Origin of the sequence: Bacteroides mucinivorans (genome assembly GCF_034654355.2) — a bacterium.
GTDB lineage: Bacteria > Bacteroidota > Bacteroidia > Bacteroidales > Bacteroidaceae > Bacteroides > Bacteroides nordii.
Window position 1 is genome coordinate 5,612,956 of record NZ_CP178179.1, and the last position, 16,362, is coordinate 5,629,317.

The 16,362-nt window shown below is 43.2% G+C and carries 8 protein-coding genes; 5 read left to right on the forward strand and 3 right to left on the reverse strand.

Annotated features, from left to right (window positions below; translation table 11 throughout):
- Positions 1 to 299: 299 nt before the first annotated feature.
- Positions 300 to 1,313 (reverse strand): ATP-dependent 6-phosphofructokinase, encoded by a 1,014-nt coding sequence (locus VCM39_RS21205; protein ID WP_322933368.1) that lies wholly within the window; start codon positions 1,311 to 1,313, stop codon positions 300 to 302.
- 136 nt (positions 1,314 to 1,449) lie between these two features.
- On the opposite strand from VCM39_RS21205, the gene VCM39_RS21210 reads away from it, so the two are divergent.
- Positions 1,450 to 2,961, forward strand: coding sequence for a GH3 auxin-responsive promoter family protein (locus tag VCM39_RS21210; protein WP_322933369.1), 1,512 nt, complete (start codon positions 1,450 to 1,452; stop codon positions 2,959 to 2,961).
- A 244-nt stretch (positions 2,962 to 3,205) separates the two neighbouring features.
- Here the strand turns inward: VCM39_RS21210 and mnmA are convergent, their stop codons facing one another.
- Positions 3,206 to 4,273, reverse strand: coding sequence for a tRNA 2-thiouridine(34) synthase MnmA (gene mnmA / locus VCM39_RS21215; RefSeq protein ID WP_323674009.1), 1,068 nt, complete (start codon positions 4,271 to 4,273; stop codon positions 3,206 to 3,208).
- A 54-nt stretch (positions 4,274 to 4,327) separates the two neighbouring features.
- Here mnmA and VCM39_RS21220 point away from each other — a divergent pair, with 54 nt between their 5' ends.
- From VCM39_RS21220 to cysS, 4 genes are all read left to right on the forward strand, one after another.
- Positions 4,328 to 7,375 carry a DEAD/DEAH box helicase gene (locus VCM39_RS21220; protein WP_322933371.1) on the forward strand — a complete coding sequence of 1,016 codons (3,048 nt, stop codon included), beginning with the start codon at positions 4,328 to 4,330 and terminating at the stop codon, positions 7,373 to 7,375.
- 154 nt (positions 7,376 to 7,529) lie between these two features.
- The gene (locus VCM39_RS21225) at positions 7,530 to 11,837 is read left to right on the forward strand and encodes a pectinesterase family protein (protein ID WP_322933372.1); all 4,308 of its coding nucleotides are present in this window, start codon (positions 7,530 to 7,532) and stop codon (positions 11,835 to 11,837) included.
- 329 nt (positions 11,838 to 12,166) lie between these two features.
- Positions 12,167 to 12,982, forward strand: a complete 816-nt coding sequence (locus VCM39_RS21230; protein ID WP_322933373.1) for a Cof-type HAD-IIB family hydrolase — start codon at positions 12,167 to 12,169, stop codon at positions 12,980 to 12,982.
- A gap of 58 nt (positions 12,983 to 13,040) precedes the next feature.
- Entirely contained in the window at positions 13,041 to 14,516 is a 1,476-nt protein-coding gene (cysS, locus tag VCM39_RS21235) for a cysteine--tRNA ligase (RefSeq protein ID WP_221650636.1), read from the forward strand.
- A 239-nt stretch (positions 14,517 to 14,755) separates the two neighbouring features.
- Here the strand turns inward: cysS and VCM39_RS21240 are convergent, their stop codons facing one another.
- Complete coding sequence (locus tag VCM39_RS21240) at positions 14,756 to 16,300, reverse strand: sulfatase (protein ID WP_221650635.1); 1,545 nt, start codon at positions 16,298 to 16,300, stop codon at positions 14,756 to 14,758.
- Positions 16,301 to 16,362 lie beyond the last annotated feature (62 nt).

Below are 16,362 nucleotides of genomic sequence, written 5' to 3' on the forward strand. Positions count from 1 at the left end.
ATAACATTAAGAATCATGTTTCCAATATATAAATAGATAAACAACAGTAAAATCACGGTATACAAAAATATTACATCTTACTCTTAATATGATAAAAGATATAATTCCAACATCGATAAGCCCTTATATGGACCTCATAATTTTCTATGAGAAAACAAGTACATTAAATTTGTGAATAAACTAATAGCTATTTATCCTCATTCACAGACAATTATACAAAATCCTTAGCATAGGCATTTAAATGCTAACTCACTCCAATAAGAATCCCCGATTCCAATTTAATCTTTGACTATTATTCATTATCCGAAACAGATTCCCATATGCCGTCCCTGAATCACCAGATCATGATCTTCTGTAACCAGCTTTAATTTCCCGGCTACCTCCTCCAAAGGAACAGATGAAATTTCATCACCTTTTAAGGATATCATACGTCCGAACTGTCCGTTGGCTATCAACTCTGTTGCATGTCCCCCCATACGTGTTGATAGATTGCGGTCGAAAGGAGTAGGCGAACCACCACGCTGGATATATCCTAAAACAGTTTCACGCGTTTCGATGCCTGTTTCATATTCTATTTCCTGCGCAATATACTCCGCAGCACGTTTGCGTCCATCAGTCTGGATGCCCTCTGCAACCACTACAATAGAGTAAGGTTTCCCTTTCTTCAGACGATTCAGGATCACCTCACCAATATTTTTTATATTATAAGGAATTTCGGGTAAAAGAATAATATCACCACCACCTGCCATCCCAGAGTATAGGGCAATCCAGCCGGCTTTATGTCCCATCACCTCAATTACCATCACACGTTTGTGTGAGCTGGCTGTAGAATGCAGACGGTCAATAGCATCCGTAGCGATGCTTACTGCAGAATCAAAGCCGAAGGAAATATCTGTCCCCCAGATATCATTGTCAATGGTTTTGGGCACAGAAACGATATTCAACCCCATAGCGGCAAATTTGGCAGCAGTTTTTTGTGTACCATTACCTCCGATACAAACCACACAATCAAGCCCTATCTCTTTTATGTTCTGCTCGATCAAAGCCGGTTTATTAACATTCTCGGCTACTACGCCTCCCTTTTTGAATGGTTTCTCACGGGAAGTCCCCAAAATGGTACCACCCATATTCAGCAAACCTGAAAGGGATTTATCGGTTATTAGTTCCACATCCTTAGTCAGAAGGCCCTGAAAACCACTGTGAATACCGACGACTTCCATACCATAGTAGTTTATGGCAGTTTTACACACGCCACGAATCGTAGCATTAATGCCGGGACAATCGCCCCCCGAAGTTAAAATACCAATTCTCATCGCCGTTTTTTGTTCTAAAGTTCGGAACTAATCTCCCGTCTTTTAACTTTTAACTATTATTTCCGTCGTAAAGATAGAAAAAAAAGATAAATAAGGTTACATTTGTAGGCTTAAACATTACCCATTTAAAAGAGAAATGAATATCACAAAGATTATAAAGCAGGCGTTCAATTCCCGTTTAAAAGAAATAGACCTCTATGCCAGTCAGGCTGGCGAGATACAGCACCGTGTTATGACACGTCTCGTCACCCAGGCCGCTAACACAGAATGGGGAAAGAAGTATGATTATAAATCTATCCGAAATTACGAAGACTTCAAAAATCGCATACCTGTACAGACCTACGAAGAGATAAAGCCCTACGTAGAGCGTCTTCGTGCAGGAGAACAGAATCTGCTCTGGCCTTCGGAAATTCGTTGGTTTGCCAAGTCTTCGGGAACCACCAACGATAAGAGTAAATTCCTTCCCGTAAGCAAAGAGGCCCTGCAAGACATTCACTACCGTGGAGGAAAAGATGCAGCTGCCCTCTACTTCCGGATAAATCCGGAAAGCCGTTTTTTTTCAGGAAAAGGATTAATTCTCGGCGGAAGCCATAGCCCTAACCTAAACTCCAACCACAGTCTTGTAGGCGATTTATCTGCCATCCTCATACAAAATGTAAGCCCTCTCATCAATCTGATACGTGTTCCCAGTAAGAAAATAGCTCTGATGAGTGAATGGGAAACCAAAATAGAAGCGATTGCCAACAGTACGATTCCTGCCAATGTGACTAACCTCTCCGGAGTACCGTCGTGGATGCTGGTATTAATTAAAAACATCCTTCAAAAGACAGGTAAAGAGTCATTGGAAGAAGTATGGCCCAATCTGGAAGTATTCTTCCATGGCGGCGTAGCTTTCAACCCTTATCGTGAGCAATACAAGCAGGTCATCCGATCTCCGAAGATGCATTACGTAGAAACTTATAACGCCTCAGAGGGATATTTCGGAACACAGAATGACCTCTCCGATCCCGCTATGCTGCTAATGATTGATTATGGAATATTCTATGAATTTATGCCTCTCGAAGAGGTTGGCAAAGAATTTCCGCGTACCTGTTATCTGGAAGAAGTAGAACTGAACAAAAATTATGCAATGATAATCTCCACCTCCTGCGGATTATGGAGATACATGATCGGTGACACAGTAAAATTCACCAGTAAGAATCCTTATAAGTTCATCATTACCGGACGAACCAAACATTTCATCAATGCCTTTGGAGAAGAGTTAATAGTGGACAATGCAGAAAAGGGATTGATCAAAGCCTGTGCTATGACAGGAGCGCAAGTAAGTGATTATTCCGCAGCACCGGTATTCATGGACGAGCACGCCAAGTGCCGCCACCAATGGTTGATAGAATTTGCAAAAATGCCCGATTCCATCGAGAATTTTGCTGCTATACTGGATACTACTCTCAAAGAAGTAAACTCTGATTATGAAGCAAAGCGCTGGAAGGATATCGCTTTGCAACCCTTGGAGGTTATCGTAGCCCGCAAAGGGTTATTCCATGATTGGTTGGCTAAAAAAGGCAAATTAGGTGGACAGCACAAGATCCCCCGGCTAAGCAATACGAGGGAATATATAGAAGAAATGCTGGAACTGAATAAAGCATAACAACATAGAGCTGCGTGCATCCGGGATGTACGCAGTTTTTGTATACGGCAAGCAATTCTTTTCCCGGTAAAGAACAATGTTCGAGATGTACATGTGGTACAGCACAAGATGCACATGTCGTACTGTACGAGATGTACATGTCAGACAGTACGACATGCACATCTCGATCATCGTCCGGTTACGACATTCTATAAGTTCAATACATACCTATCTTGCAAAAGCCTTAGAAAAGTAACTGCCTCATCTATTTGGAGTCTACTATAATTCCCCCACCCAGCAATAAGCCATCTTTATAGAAAGCAGCAGCCTGACCAGGTGCAATGGCTGTAAGAGGTTCATACAAAAGTACATATAAGAGTCCTTTCTCTGTGATCTGCACCTTACAATGATTCTCTTGTTTCCGATAGCGAATCTTCACAATAATGTCTTCCGGGCCAATCAAGCGGGATTCATCCACAATATTCCAATCTTTCAGCCACATCTCTGTTTTAGCAAGAGCCTGCAATGAAGATAGTACCACTGTATTCTTCACCGGATGTATCTCTTTTACAAACACAGCACGATTCAAATCGATACCTAATCCACGGCGTTGTCCGATGGTATAAAACGGATATCCCTCATGCCAGGCAATAAAATTGCCCTTTTCATCGAGGAACTTCCCTTTTTGAACCTTTGTAGTAGCAGAGGTATGACACAGATATTGTCTTAAAAAGCTTCGATAATCCATCGGACAAAAACAAACTCCCAGACTGTCTTTCTTGACCGCTGCCTTTTCAAAACCCCGTGCCGCAGCCAAGGTACGAGCTTCAGGCTTTGTCATCTCTCCCATCGGAAGTAACATGCGTTGCAATATTTCCTGTTTCAACCCCCACAAGAAGAATGACTGGTCTTTATCGGAATCAATAGCCGGAATAATATAATATTTTTCTTCCAAGAACATCTTTCGCACATAATGCCCGGTAGCAATATAAAAAATCCCCATTTCATCGGCTAACTCCGCTAATAAAGGCCATTTTAAATAATTGTTGCAAAGCGTACAAGGCACCGGGGTATGCCCTGACAGATACTCATCAATGAAATAAGTTATGATCTGTTCACGGAAAACTTCACGGGCATCATAAGTTATATGCTCAATGCCCAGACGACCTGCCAACGTACGGGCATCTTCCAGATATTCAACCGAGTCATTCAGTTCATAAAAGCGGAAAGTCACTCCAGTCACTTCATAGCCGGCTTCCTGTAGTAATATAGCTGCTACCGAACTATCGGTTCCACCGCTCATTCCCAACAACACACGTTTCTTTTGATCCATCATGCCGCAAAATTAAACAAATTCCCGTATCTTTACCCTTTCAAACTAAACAGAATGAGAGAATCATCATCACATAACCTATTCATCATTGTCCTTTCAGAACATCCGACATTAGGTACGCTCCTCCTCCCATACGTTGCCGAAAGTTCTTCTGAAAGAGAAGAACTCTGTTTAGTAGAACAAGCTTTCCACCTGTCTCCCAAGGCCATGGCACAAATGAGTAAAACAGAACAAAAGGCCATCGAAATAGCTTCACACTATACAGAGAAATATCTGATGACTGTCTACTCGAAGGATAAAACCGTTCCCAAATTCTTACGCCGATTGACCGAAGAACCGGAAAAATTGAGAAATATCCGCCTTTTCATCGAGAAGAAGTTACAGGAGATGATGGAATTGATACGTACCTATAACTTACCCTTATATCAAAAACAAAGCCGCAGCAAACTACTCTATCCACATCATGCATATCATATAAACAAAAGGGATGTAGAAGTTCACTTTTCATTTAAAGTCAACGAGCAGTCTTTCAATTATCAGTTGCAATGTTATAATGAAGGTAAAGCAATACCTCTTACTGAGTTAAAACCGGTCACTACTCTAACTTCTAATCCGGCTATATTATTACTGGGTATGGAAGTCTATATATTTCAACATATTGAGAGTTCGCGCCTCTTGCCATTCACCAGAAAAACGCACATCAGTGTAGATGCCTCGCTTACGGAGAAGTATATCGATAACATCCTCATTCCTGTAGCCCGTTATCATAATATCGATGTACAAGGATTAGAAATCAAAAAAGAAAAGAGGATATGCGAATGCTTGCTATATATAGAAGATACCATCTATAATACGCCACTCTTACGATTAAACTTCCGCTATGGAGACCAAGTATTCAGTTCGCAACCGGCTGACGGAATAAGGAGATTCATTTTTCGGGAAACACTGGAAGGGAAAAGTATCATACGTTATTTCAGGAGAACTCCCGATACTGAAAAGAAAGCAATACAATTGTTGCAGAATGCAGGACTGGAAGCAATCAGCGATTCACACTTCAAACTATCCGAAAACATACCGGAAAAAAGTATCCACGAATGGATCGCTCATCACCGTACAATGTTACAGGAATCATTCGTACTGACAAGCGGTATTCAAGACAGGCCGTATAGTCTGGATGAAATCCGGATTGAGCAAAGTTTTGATGACGGTCCGGATTGGTTTGAGCTCCACATCACAGCTGTCATCGGTGAGCTACGTATCCCTTTCAGCCGCTTTCGCAAGCACATTCTTGAAGACAGGCATGAATATACACTCCCCGACGGACGTATCATTTTACTTCCGGAAGAGTGGTTCACTAAGTACGCCAATCTGATGGAACTAGGTATGACACGCGGAAAAACAATTTATGTCAAGCACCCCTATATAGGAGTCGTTAGTTCTATTCTGGAAAGTAATACCCATAAAGCCCCCCTTCCTCTTCAGCCTCAACAGGAATATCCAATCCCTAAAGGATTGAAAGCCCGGTTACGTCCTTACCAATATAAAGGATATGCATGGATGATGCACCTCTATGAGCAAGGATTCGGAGGTTGCCTTGCAGACGATATGGGTCTGGGAAAAACACTCCAGACACTCACCTTATTACAACAGATCTATAACGCTGACAGCAATAAGAGCTATCCGGCAGAAGGTGATAAAAGTGTTAATCCTTTACAAGAAAGTGTAATCAAAGTAAAGCAGGAGTGTAATTTCATGTTAAAAAAGGAGTCACACACTTCCGATGGAATGGGGCAATTTAGTCTTTTCGATGATTTAACAGCAGAAAATACGCTTCCTGGCTGTATAATTTCGGCAAGTAGTAGTAAGATCACCAGAAAACCGAGTACACTCATCGTTGTTCCTACCTCTCTGTTGCACAACTGGAAACGTGAGGCGACCCGTTTTACCAATCTGTCAATGGCAGAATTTAACAGTAACAGTTATTTTAAATCAGGGCACCCGGAACAGTTTTTCGACCGCTTTCAACTGATATTCGTATCATATGGTACCATGCGCAATAAAATAAATATTCTTCGTCAGTACAACTTTGAATACATCGTACTGGACGAAAGCCAGAATATAAAAAACAGCGACTCACTCACTTTCCGATGTGCCACCCAACTACGCAGCCATCGTAGACTGGTACTGACCGGTACACCTATCGAAAACTCACTAAAAGATTTATGGGCACAGTTTCACTTCCTTCAGCCGGAACTTTTGGGAAATGAGAGTGCGTTTACCAAACAATTCATCAACCCGATCAAGCAAGGAGACAGCCGTATGGAATTGCGCCTGCGCCAACTCATCACCCCATTCATCCTGCGCAGAAGTAAAAGGGAAGTTGCTCCCGAGTTACCACCACTCACGGAAGAAATCATCTACTGTGATATGGCCAAAAAGCAAAACGAAGTTTACCAACAGGAGAAAAACAGCCTGCGCAATACACTGTTGCAGCTTAATAAAAAACAGCACCAACAGTTCACTGTACTCAATGGCATCTCCCGGCTACGCCAATTGTCATGTCATCCCAGAATGATATTCCCCGAATCTAACACAGAATCGGGCAAACTGGAACAAATTATTGACATCTATGAAACTCTCTACAGTGAAGGGCACAAAGTGTTGATATTTTCATCTTTCGTAAAGCATCTGGAACTGATCGCTGAAGAATTCCGCAAACGTGGCTGGCAATACGCTCTCCTCACCGGTTCGTCCACCAATCGCCCGGAAGAAATAGCCCGCTTCTCTCAGACAGAGGAGATACGTGCTTTTCTCATCTCTCTCAAAGCCGGAGGAGTGGGACTCAATCTTACACAAGCGGACTATGTATTTATCGTTGATCCATGGTGGAATCCCGCAGCCGAAGCACAAGCCATTGCCCGCGCACATAGAATCGGGCAAGATAAGCAGGTCATTGCTTACCGTTTTATCACCAAAGACAGCATTGAAGAGAAAATCATCCGGTTACAAGAAGATAAACGTAAACTTGCCGAGACATTTATCACCGACAGCGAATCGATGCCTGTACTGACAGATCAGGAATGGATCGGGCTTCTGGAATGAACCAGACTTGTATTTTTTAACCGGACAGATAGACAAACTGTTCTATCTTGTGTAATATCTGACTTAATCGGAAAACAGGTAACCGCCTTGTTTACAGTTTGTACTATATTCGTCGCTCAGAAATATAGTATTAACTTTAATCCATTCTTGTATTATGAGAAATGTATATTACACCATTCTTGTATTCGTATGCCTTATAAGCAGTTTATCTGCAAAGGCTTCAACGAGGACAGAAGGAGATTCTGGTTTTAAAGACATCAAGCTGAATTTGATGAACGGAAATTTCCTATCCGACGAAGAAATCAACAACAAAACCCAGGTAACATTCGGTATAGCCATTGCCGAAGACGGCACCCCAACCCGTGTGGCAGCAGACGACGCAACTGCCAATATCATACTGAACAACTACAAATATCATAGCAACGAGCATGGTTTCAATACGGGTACAGCTACCGTAAAAGTGCAAGGCCCGGTGAAAATCTCTATCGGTACATGTGCATGGGGTAGTGACGTCACCATTACGGATACTGGTGGGGCAAAAGTGGCAACTATGAATACCAACAACGGGAAATGCTATCACAACGATCAGACTTGTGCCGAAGCTTATTACAATGGAGAGCCAACTACTCTCTCAATAAAAGGAGGTAACTACATCCCATATCTCGCTATTGAAGCAGTTAATGAAGTTCCTGCAAACTCTAAAATAACGTTCTCAGCAGGCGAATATAGTAATGCCGGAATAGTTCCGTCAGAAGCAGAAGTACAAACAGGAGCAACCTATACTCTTCCTCTGAACAGAACAATGTATGTAGAAGGCAAGACACTTACTGCATGGACAGATGGTACTCTAAATTACAAACCGGGAGAAGAAGTTACAGTAGTAGCAGACCTTGCTTTGATACCTATATTTACAGATAACACCGTATCATTGGAAGACCGTGATGATGAAGTAACCATCGTTTGGGACTTTCAACAAAAGAATGGTGCGCCGGAAATGGCTTATGAAGGAAAAGCCGGTTTTTATGTATCACAAGCCGTAGTTAATGGTAACGTAATTGATGTAAGAATCGACTTCAACACCCAACCCGGTAAAATTAATAATGTGGGCCGGACAGATTGGGCACAAATGAATGCAGGAACTACTCTTACTTTCCCGGCTGTTAAAAACGCAGTTATATCTCTCGAATCGTATAATCCAACTACTACCACTACGATTGCCGGTGATACAAACTATCAATTGTCCGGCAATGTAGCAACTTATACGTATGGAGGTAGTGATAACACAATTGACATTGTTATAGGTGACGGAGGATACTTCAGATATTTCAAAATAGTATATCCGAAAGCTGAGTCCAATATTCAGGAACGTCCTGTTATTGCTACAGATTTCACTGACTGGGAAGCCGTTTCTTCTAATTCCGGTGATGTAAGCGTAGAAAAAACAACTACTTTCAGTAACGAAGCAGTGACTTTCACATTCAATGGTGTTACCGTTTCACCACAAGGACAGAATGTAGATAAATTCGGTGACCTGACAGGATACGCTATGTCCGAAAAGAATCTGTCCGGAGTTATCACAACATCCGCATTCAGCAATATCACTAAAGTACGTTATTTCCACGGAGCTACCGGTGGTAAACGTGGATTCAAACTGGAAAAGAAAAATGCAACTGATACCGATTGGGTAGTACTCTCCGATGCCTTTGCCGACCCGGCAAAGGGAGTATGGGTAGAATGCACCATAAATGAGGAAAACGTACAGCTCCGCTGGACCAACCTCGCTCCTACTCAGAATGCTTATATGTTCGAACTGGAGATTTACTCAAATGTTGAAATTACTGCCAAACAAGTAACATTAGCAACGAAAGTTTCTCCCGAAGAAGCCGGAAATGTATCCGTTTCTCCATCCAGCAGCCAGTATGACGAAGGTACAGAAGTAACGCTGGCGGCTAGAAAGAACTTCGGCTACAAGTTCGTGAAATGGACAGATGCAGCAGAAAACACTCTCTCTACAGAAGCATCCTACAAACAAACATTAAACGAAGATATGGTCATTACGGCCGTATTTGAACCGGTAGCTACTTATTCACTTACAACAAGTGCAGAAGGCGGAGCAAACAATTACATGGTAACAGCCACTCCTGATGCCACTGTTGTAAATGGTAAGAACATGTATGAAGAAGGTACCTTGGTCACTCTTACTGCTACAGAAAACCACATCCTCACATTCCTGAACTGGAAAAGCGGAGAGATGGGTTATGAACTTCCTGTGAGAATGGACAGTGACAAAGAGTTCGTTGCAGTATACAGTGCTGCCGATTATATTGTAGGATGGGATTTTGTTCGGAAAGGCAACAGCAGCCGTCCGGCAGACTTCGCTTCTACAGGTGAGAATGAAGCTACAACGCTCATTCTACGCAAAGAAGACGGAACAACTCAGGCATGGCTCGACAAATCAAAAGAGTCAGGGAACTACGAAGGTGAATCTGCCGCTGTAAACTGGAAGAACATCTCTGATAAATATTACTATGAAACCCGTATAAATGCTTCTGAGTTTATTGATATCAAGGTAACTTCCAGAATGCTGTACAACTATAACGCATATTCTGTACAGAAGTTAGAATACTCTCTGGACGGAACCAACTACACAGAAGCAGCCCGCATTACTCTACCGGGTGCTAAGGCATGGACACCGCTGGAAGCTACACTGCCCGAATCATGTAATAATGCCGCATCATTGTATCTCCGTTGGATTCCCGATTACAGTTCTGAGATTGTAGGTACCGCATCAGAAAATGATGGTACGGCAATCGGTTCTATCTACATCACCGGAGTACAAAAAGGAGTTGATCCGGAAAGAGCGCCCCTATTGCTCTCTTCTCTCCCCGCAAACAATGCTGAGGAGGTTTCTGCTACGGGCCGTATTGTACTGACATTCGATAATAAAGTGAAAATAGCTGAGGGAACTGTAGCAACGTTGGGAGACAAAACACTGACCCCGTCTGTAGCAGGCAGAACCATTACATTCCCATACATGGGTCTGGATTACAATACAACTTACACTTTCACATTGCCGGCCAACAGTATATCCGACTTCTTCGATAACAAGATAAAAGAGAATATCACTCTCAAATTCACAACGATAACACCTCCGGTAGTGACTCCGGGCAGGTATGACGCCATCGTCAGCAATGCAGAAGAACTGCTCGAAGCACTGGCTAAAGGGAATGAAGCCTCTACATCAGGAGAGCGTTTCCGCATCTTCCTGCATGATGGAATTTACGATTTAGGAGAACTTTGCCTGACAGACGTGAAATCCAACATTTCACTGATCGGTGAAAGCATGGAAAACACAGTAATCGTAAATGAAGCACCGGTAGAAGGTATCTCCGTGTCAGCTACCCTACGCCCCACAGGAGAAAATATCTACATGCAGGACCTCACACTGAAAAACGATTATGATTATCAGGGAAGTACCGGACGTGCTGTCTGCCTGCAAGACAAAGGAAACAAAAACGTATATAAAAACGTACGTATGTTGAGCTATCAGGATACATATTACTCAAACAACAATCGTATGCGTTCGTATTTTGAAGACAGCGAAATTCATGGCACGGTAGACTTTATCTGCGGTGGTGGCGATGTCTTCTTCAACCGTACACTGCTTTATCTGGAAGACCGTTCGGGCAACTGTATCACGGCTCCGGCAGGTGACACTGAATGGGGATATGTATTCAATGATTGTACGATTGACGGATACGATGCAAACAAAGGTTCTTATGCCCTGGGACGTCCTTGGCAAGGTGCTCCGATGAGTGTATGGATTAACACAACCATGAAAGTTCTTCCGAAAGCAGAAGGATGGAGTGACATGAGTGAAACAATTGTCCCGAAACTATTTGCTGAATACAATAGCCACACCGAAAGCGGAATGGCTGTTGATTGCAGTGCCCGTAAAACTCAATACACAGGGGGAAGCATACCTTACAGCCCGGTATTGACTCAAGAAGAGGCATCCCGCTTTACTATCGAGAATGTATTGAGTGGCAGTGACTCCTGGCAACCGGCTTTATTAACCGAACAGGCAGCAGCCCCGATACTGACGGTCAATGGTTCTACCCTCTCCTGGAATGCCAGCGATTATGTATTCTGCTATGCTATCTGCAAAAACGGAAAAGTGATCGACTTTACAAATGAAACCAGCTATGCCATCCCGGCAGATGCAACCGATAATGATGTATTTACTGTGCGCGCCGCCAACCAAATGGGTGGATTGGGACAACCTTCCAATAACAGTAATGCTACCGGTATCGAACAGAGCACTGTAGCTAAAGAGGTAGTAGAACGTCAATACTTCAACGTGAACGGTATCCGCCTTAACAAGGCTGAGAAGGGACTAAACATCCTCCGTACCATCTATAGCGACGGTTCAATAGAAACAGTGAAAGAAATTGTAAAATAGTGGTGCTTGCCGCACCGGAAGGTGCGGCAAACGATGGTTAATTAAAACGCGGATTAACACGGTTTTGAGTGTATTTCACCACAGAGTAACACAGAGTTCCACAGAGTAGTATTTATCTGATGAAACGCGGATTAGCACAGATGAACGAAGATTAAAAGACTGTAGTTCTTTATCATACATTTGTTTTCCTTTGCGATAATCTGCGTTCATCTGCGTTTCAATAAAAATTTAAACTCTGTGGAACTCTGTGTTACTCTGTGGTGAATTTTGCTCCTTTCTAATCAGAAAACATTATCTTTGCATCCTCAAATCAAACACTGAGCAGAAAGATGGACTATAAAATCCTCGTACTCGACCTTGACGGTACACTAACCAATACCCGAAAAGAAATAACGCCCCGCAACCGGGAAGCATTGATACAAACACAACAACAAGGTACACGGCTGGTATTGGCTTCGGGCAGACCGACTTACGGCATTGCTCCATTGGCCGATGAACTGCAAATGGGTCAGTTCAACGGTTATATACTCTCCTACAACGGCGGAGAAATCATTGACTGGAAAAGCAAAGAGATACTCTATGCAAATGTACTACCGGATACTGTCATCCCCCAGCTATACGAATGCGCCAAAAGAAATGAACTTGCCATCCTGACCTATGACAAAGAATGTATTGTGACCGAAACCCCGGAAGACGAATATGTAAAGAAAGAAGCCTTCCTTAACAAAATGGAGGTGCGGAAAAGTACAGACTTCCTGACCGATATCCATCTTCCTGTTCCTAAATGCCTGATCGTAGGCGACCCGGACAAACTCATAGCTGTTGAGTCCGAGCTTTCCATCCGGTTGCAAGGTCAGATCAGTGTTTACCGCTCCGAACCCTATTTTCTGGAACTTGTCCCACTGGGCATCGACAAAGCACAATCACTCACCGTATTATTGGAAAAGCTCGACATGAAACGGGAAGACATGGTAGCCGTGGGCGATGGTTATAATGACCTTAGCATGATTAAGTTTGCCGGGCTTGGAGTAGCAATGGCCAATGCTCAGGAGCCGGTAAAGAAAGCTGCAGATTACATCACTCTCTCCAACGACGAAGACGGTGTAGCTGCTGTCGTAGACAGATACTTTTCAGCAGCAAAATAAGAAATATCAATTATTTATTCTAACTTTGTGGTTTCAAACTGAATAAATCTCAAACGTTATGGAACATCAACTGACCATTTACAACACTTTAGATAGGAAAAAGGAGCTGTTCGTACCCTTACACGCTCCGCATGTAGGGATGTACGTTTGCGGACCAACCGTATATGGAGACGCCCATCTGGGACATGCCCGCCCGGCTATCACATTCGATGTACTTTTCCGTTACCTTACACACCTGGGATACAAAGTACGTTATGTACGCAATATCACTGACGTAGGCCATCTGGAGCATGACGCCGATGAAGGTGAAGATAAAATAGCCAAGAAAGCCCGCCTGGAAGAGTTAGAGCCGATGGAAGTGGTACAGTACTACCTGAACCGTTATCACAAAGCGATGGATGCATTGAACGTCCTTCCGCCAAGTATCGAGCCACACGCATCGGGACATATTATAGAGCAGATTGAACTGGTTAGCAAAATCCTGGAAGCCGGCTATGCTTACGAAAGCGAAGGTTCCGTCTACTTTGATGTAGCCAAATACAATAAAGATTATCATTACGGTAAACTCTCCGGACGCAACCTGGACGATGTACTGAATACTACGCGTGACCTCGATGGACAAAGCGAGAAACATAATCCGGCCGACTTCGCCCTTTGGAAGAAAGCACAACCGGAGCATATCATGCGCTGGCCTTCACCCTGGAGTGACGGTTTCCCCGGATGGCACGCAGAGTGTACAGCTATGGGACGCAAGTATCTGGGAGAACATTTCGATATCCACGGAGGAGGTATGGACCTGATATTCCCGCACCACGAATGTGAGATTGCTCAATCTGTTGCTTCACAAGGTGACGATATGGTACATTACTGGATGCATAACAACATGATTACCATCAACGGGACGAAGATGGGTAAATCTCTCGGCAACTTCATCACGCTGGACGAATTCTTTACCGGTAGCCACAAATTACTGGCACAGGCATATACACCTATGACCATCCGTTTCTTCATCTTGCAGGCACACTATCGCAGCACGGTAGACTTCAGCAATGAGGCTCTGCAAGCATCAGAAAAAGGATTACAGCGATTGTTGGAAGCGATCGACAATCTGGAAAAGATTGTTCCCGCAACCGGTTCTTCAGTAAATGTAAAAGAACTGCGCACCAAATGCTATGAGGCCATGAACGATGATATGAACACACCGATTGTCATTGCCAACCTGTTTGAAGGGGCCAGGATGATCAACAATATCATTGCCGGCAACGATACCATATCTGCCGAAGACCTGAAAGAGTTGAAAGAGACATTCCATCTGTTCAGTTTTGAAATTCTTGGTCTGAAAGAAGAAGCAGGGGCATCAGATAGCCGTGAAGCTGCCTATGGAAAAGTGGTTGATATGCTACTGGAACAGCGTGTAAAAGCGAAAGCCAACAAAGACTGGGCTACTTCGGACTTTATTCGCAATGAACTCACGGCACTGGGATTTGAAGTGAAAGATACTAAAGACGGATTTGAGTGGAGATTGAATAAGTAATCACTCTTACCCCTTATATAAGCAAAAGAAAGAGGTCAGAACCGGTAGTTATCACGGTTCTGACCTCTTTCTTTATACCTATCAATAAGTGTTTCAATACATATGAAACAACACTCTCAATCGATATGAAACAAGTGTTTCAACCCGTTGAGAAAAAACTCTCAACCTATTGAGAAAACTTTCTCAATAGGTTGAAACAAAATTCTCAATCCGATAAAACAAGATGAAACATTCCATCATTAATAAGAAATCAGTTCAGAAAGTATCTGTCCTCTATACCAAGGGTCATCAATCTCCTTCAACATAGCCCCCATCTCTGTACAGAGTTGTTTCACTATTTCCTGATTCTCTTCCAGCGGAAGGTTATTCATCTGATAAGGATCCTTCAAGTCATCGAACAGTAAACTCTTTTTCAACTGCTTTGTATCACGGTCGATATAGAGAGCCAGTGTATAATGTGCTGTTTTAATACCTCTTGACGATGGGAAATACGACACAACCAATCCGTTTTCATCTTTCTCTCCATCCAGATTCTGAATATAAAGAGCTCCTGTGGGACGCACAATATCCGCCTTTTCATCGAAGAACAACGGAGCAAAATTACGTCCTTGTACCTCAGCCGGAATAGAGTCTCCAAGGCCACACAATCCCAACAAAGTAGGCATGATATCCGGTGAGGAAATCATCAGATCATCTACACGTGGCTGAATCTTACCTGGATAACGCACCAGGAACGGAACGTTCATCGATTCCGCATAAGGAGAGTTTTTAGGATCATCCGTACGCTGACTGCACATTGTTTCACCATGATCGGAAGCAAATATAACGACTGTATTCTTATCCAGCCCCATCTCTTTCAATGCGTCCAGTATCTCACCAAAGGCCCGGTCTACCCCCGTCACTGAGGCGAAATAATAACGGGCAGACTCTGCCTTCTTCATCTTTGTATCCGCATTGGGACGAATCAAAAGGCTATCTAAAGGCTGATCTTTATACAAATCAAAGTCTTCTTCCATACAGTCATTGAGTGAACGATACGGACTATGGGGCGGATTCATTCCGACCATAATAAAGAATGGTTTCTTTGTATCACGTACATTGCCTTCATTTTTCAGATACGAAACGACCATTTTGGCCTCGTGCAAAGGTGACCACTCTTTAGGGTCATGTCTCTTGCCATCCGTATCCCAGTAATGAGGATTTTTATGTTCATCAAACGTGCCGTATGAATACCAATAATTGAAACCGTGGCGCCTCTCTTTGGGAGTATAAGCATCCCATACCGGCCGCTGCTCTTCTACATATTTTCCCGGATGCTCCGGATCATTAGGTGTAGGAAAGTCAGCATGGAGTTTACCAAAGTAAGCACAGTCGTATCCGGCATTATAGAATACATCGCCTATACACTCTGCATCTTCACGCAGTGAACTGATAGGACGACTGGAGTTACAATTCAATGGTACACCACTTTTATTTGGATACATACCCGTCAATAAACTACCCCGGTGCGGGCTACTCAGCGGACAGTTACTCTGTGCAGAAGTCAGCACTACCGATTCGCGGGCAAAAGCATTCAGGTTGGGGGTATGTACGGGGTCACCTTTGAAGTTTACCTTCTCCCGGAATCCATCCTGATTCCAGAACTCCATAGCCTGATTACGATACTGGTCCGGAAAAACATAGATAATATTGGGATGTCCGGCTTGCTCTACTTGCGGGGCTTTGCAACCCTGCAAAGCAAGCAAACTCAATCCGCCAAATAATAAGTTTACTCGATTGTTCATAGCTCTATAAGTCGTTAATAAGTAGTAAGTAGTTAATAAGTAGTAAGTAGTCAAGTAGTTAA

Coding starts and splice junctions, on each gene's coding strand:
- VCM39_RS21205 (WP_322933368.1), bottom strand. CDS start 1,313: ATGAGAATTGGTATTTTAACTTCGGGGGGCGATTGTCCCGGCATTAAT.
- VCM39_RS21210 (WP_322933369.1), top strand. CDS start 1,450: ATGAATATCACAAAGATTATAAAGCAGGCGTTCAATTCCCGTTTAAAA.
- mnmA (WP_323674009.1), bottom strand. CDS start 4,273: ATGGATCAAAAGAAACGTGTGTTGTTGGGAATGAGCGGTGGAACCGAT.
- VCM39_RS21220 (WP_322933371.1), top strand. CDS start 4,328: ATGAGAGAATCATCATCACATAACCTATTCATCATTGTCCTTTCAGAA.
- VCM39_RS21225 (WP_322933372.1), top strand. CDS start 7,530: ATGAGAAATGTATATTACACCATTCTTGTATTCGTATGCCTTATAAGC.
- VCM39_RS21230 (WP_322933373.1), top strand. CDS start 12,167: ATGGACTATAAAATCCTCGTACTCGACCTTGACGGTACACTAACCAAT.
- cysS (WP_221650636.1), top strand. CDS start 13,041: ATGGAACATCAACTGACCATTTACAACACTTTAGATAGGAAAAAGGAG.
- VCM39_RS21240 (WP_221650635.1), bottom strand. CDS start 16,300: ATGAACAATCGAGTAAACTTATTATTTGGCGGATTGAGTTTGCTTGCT.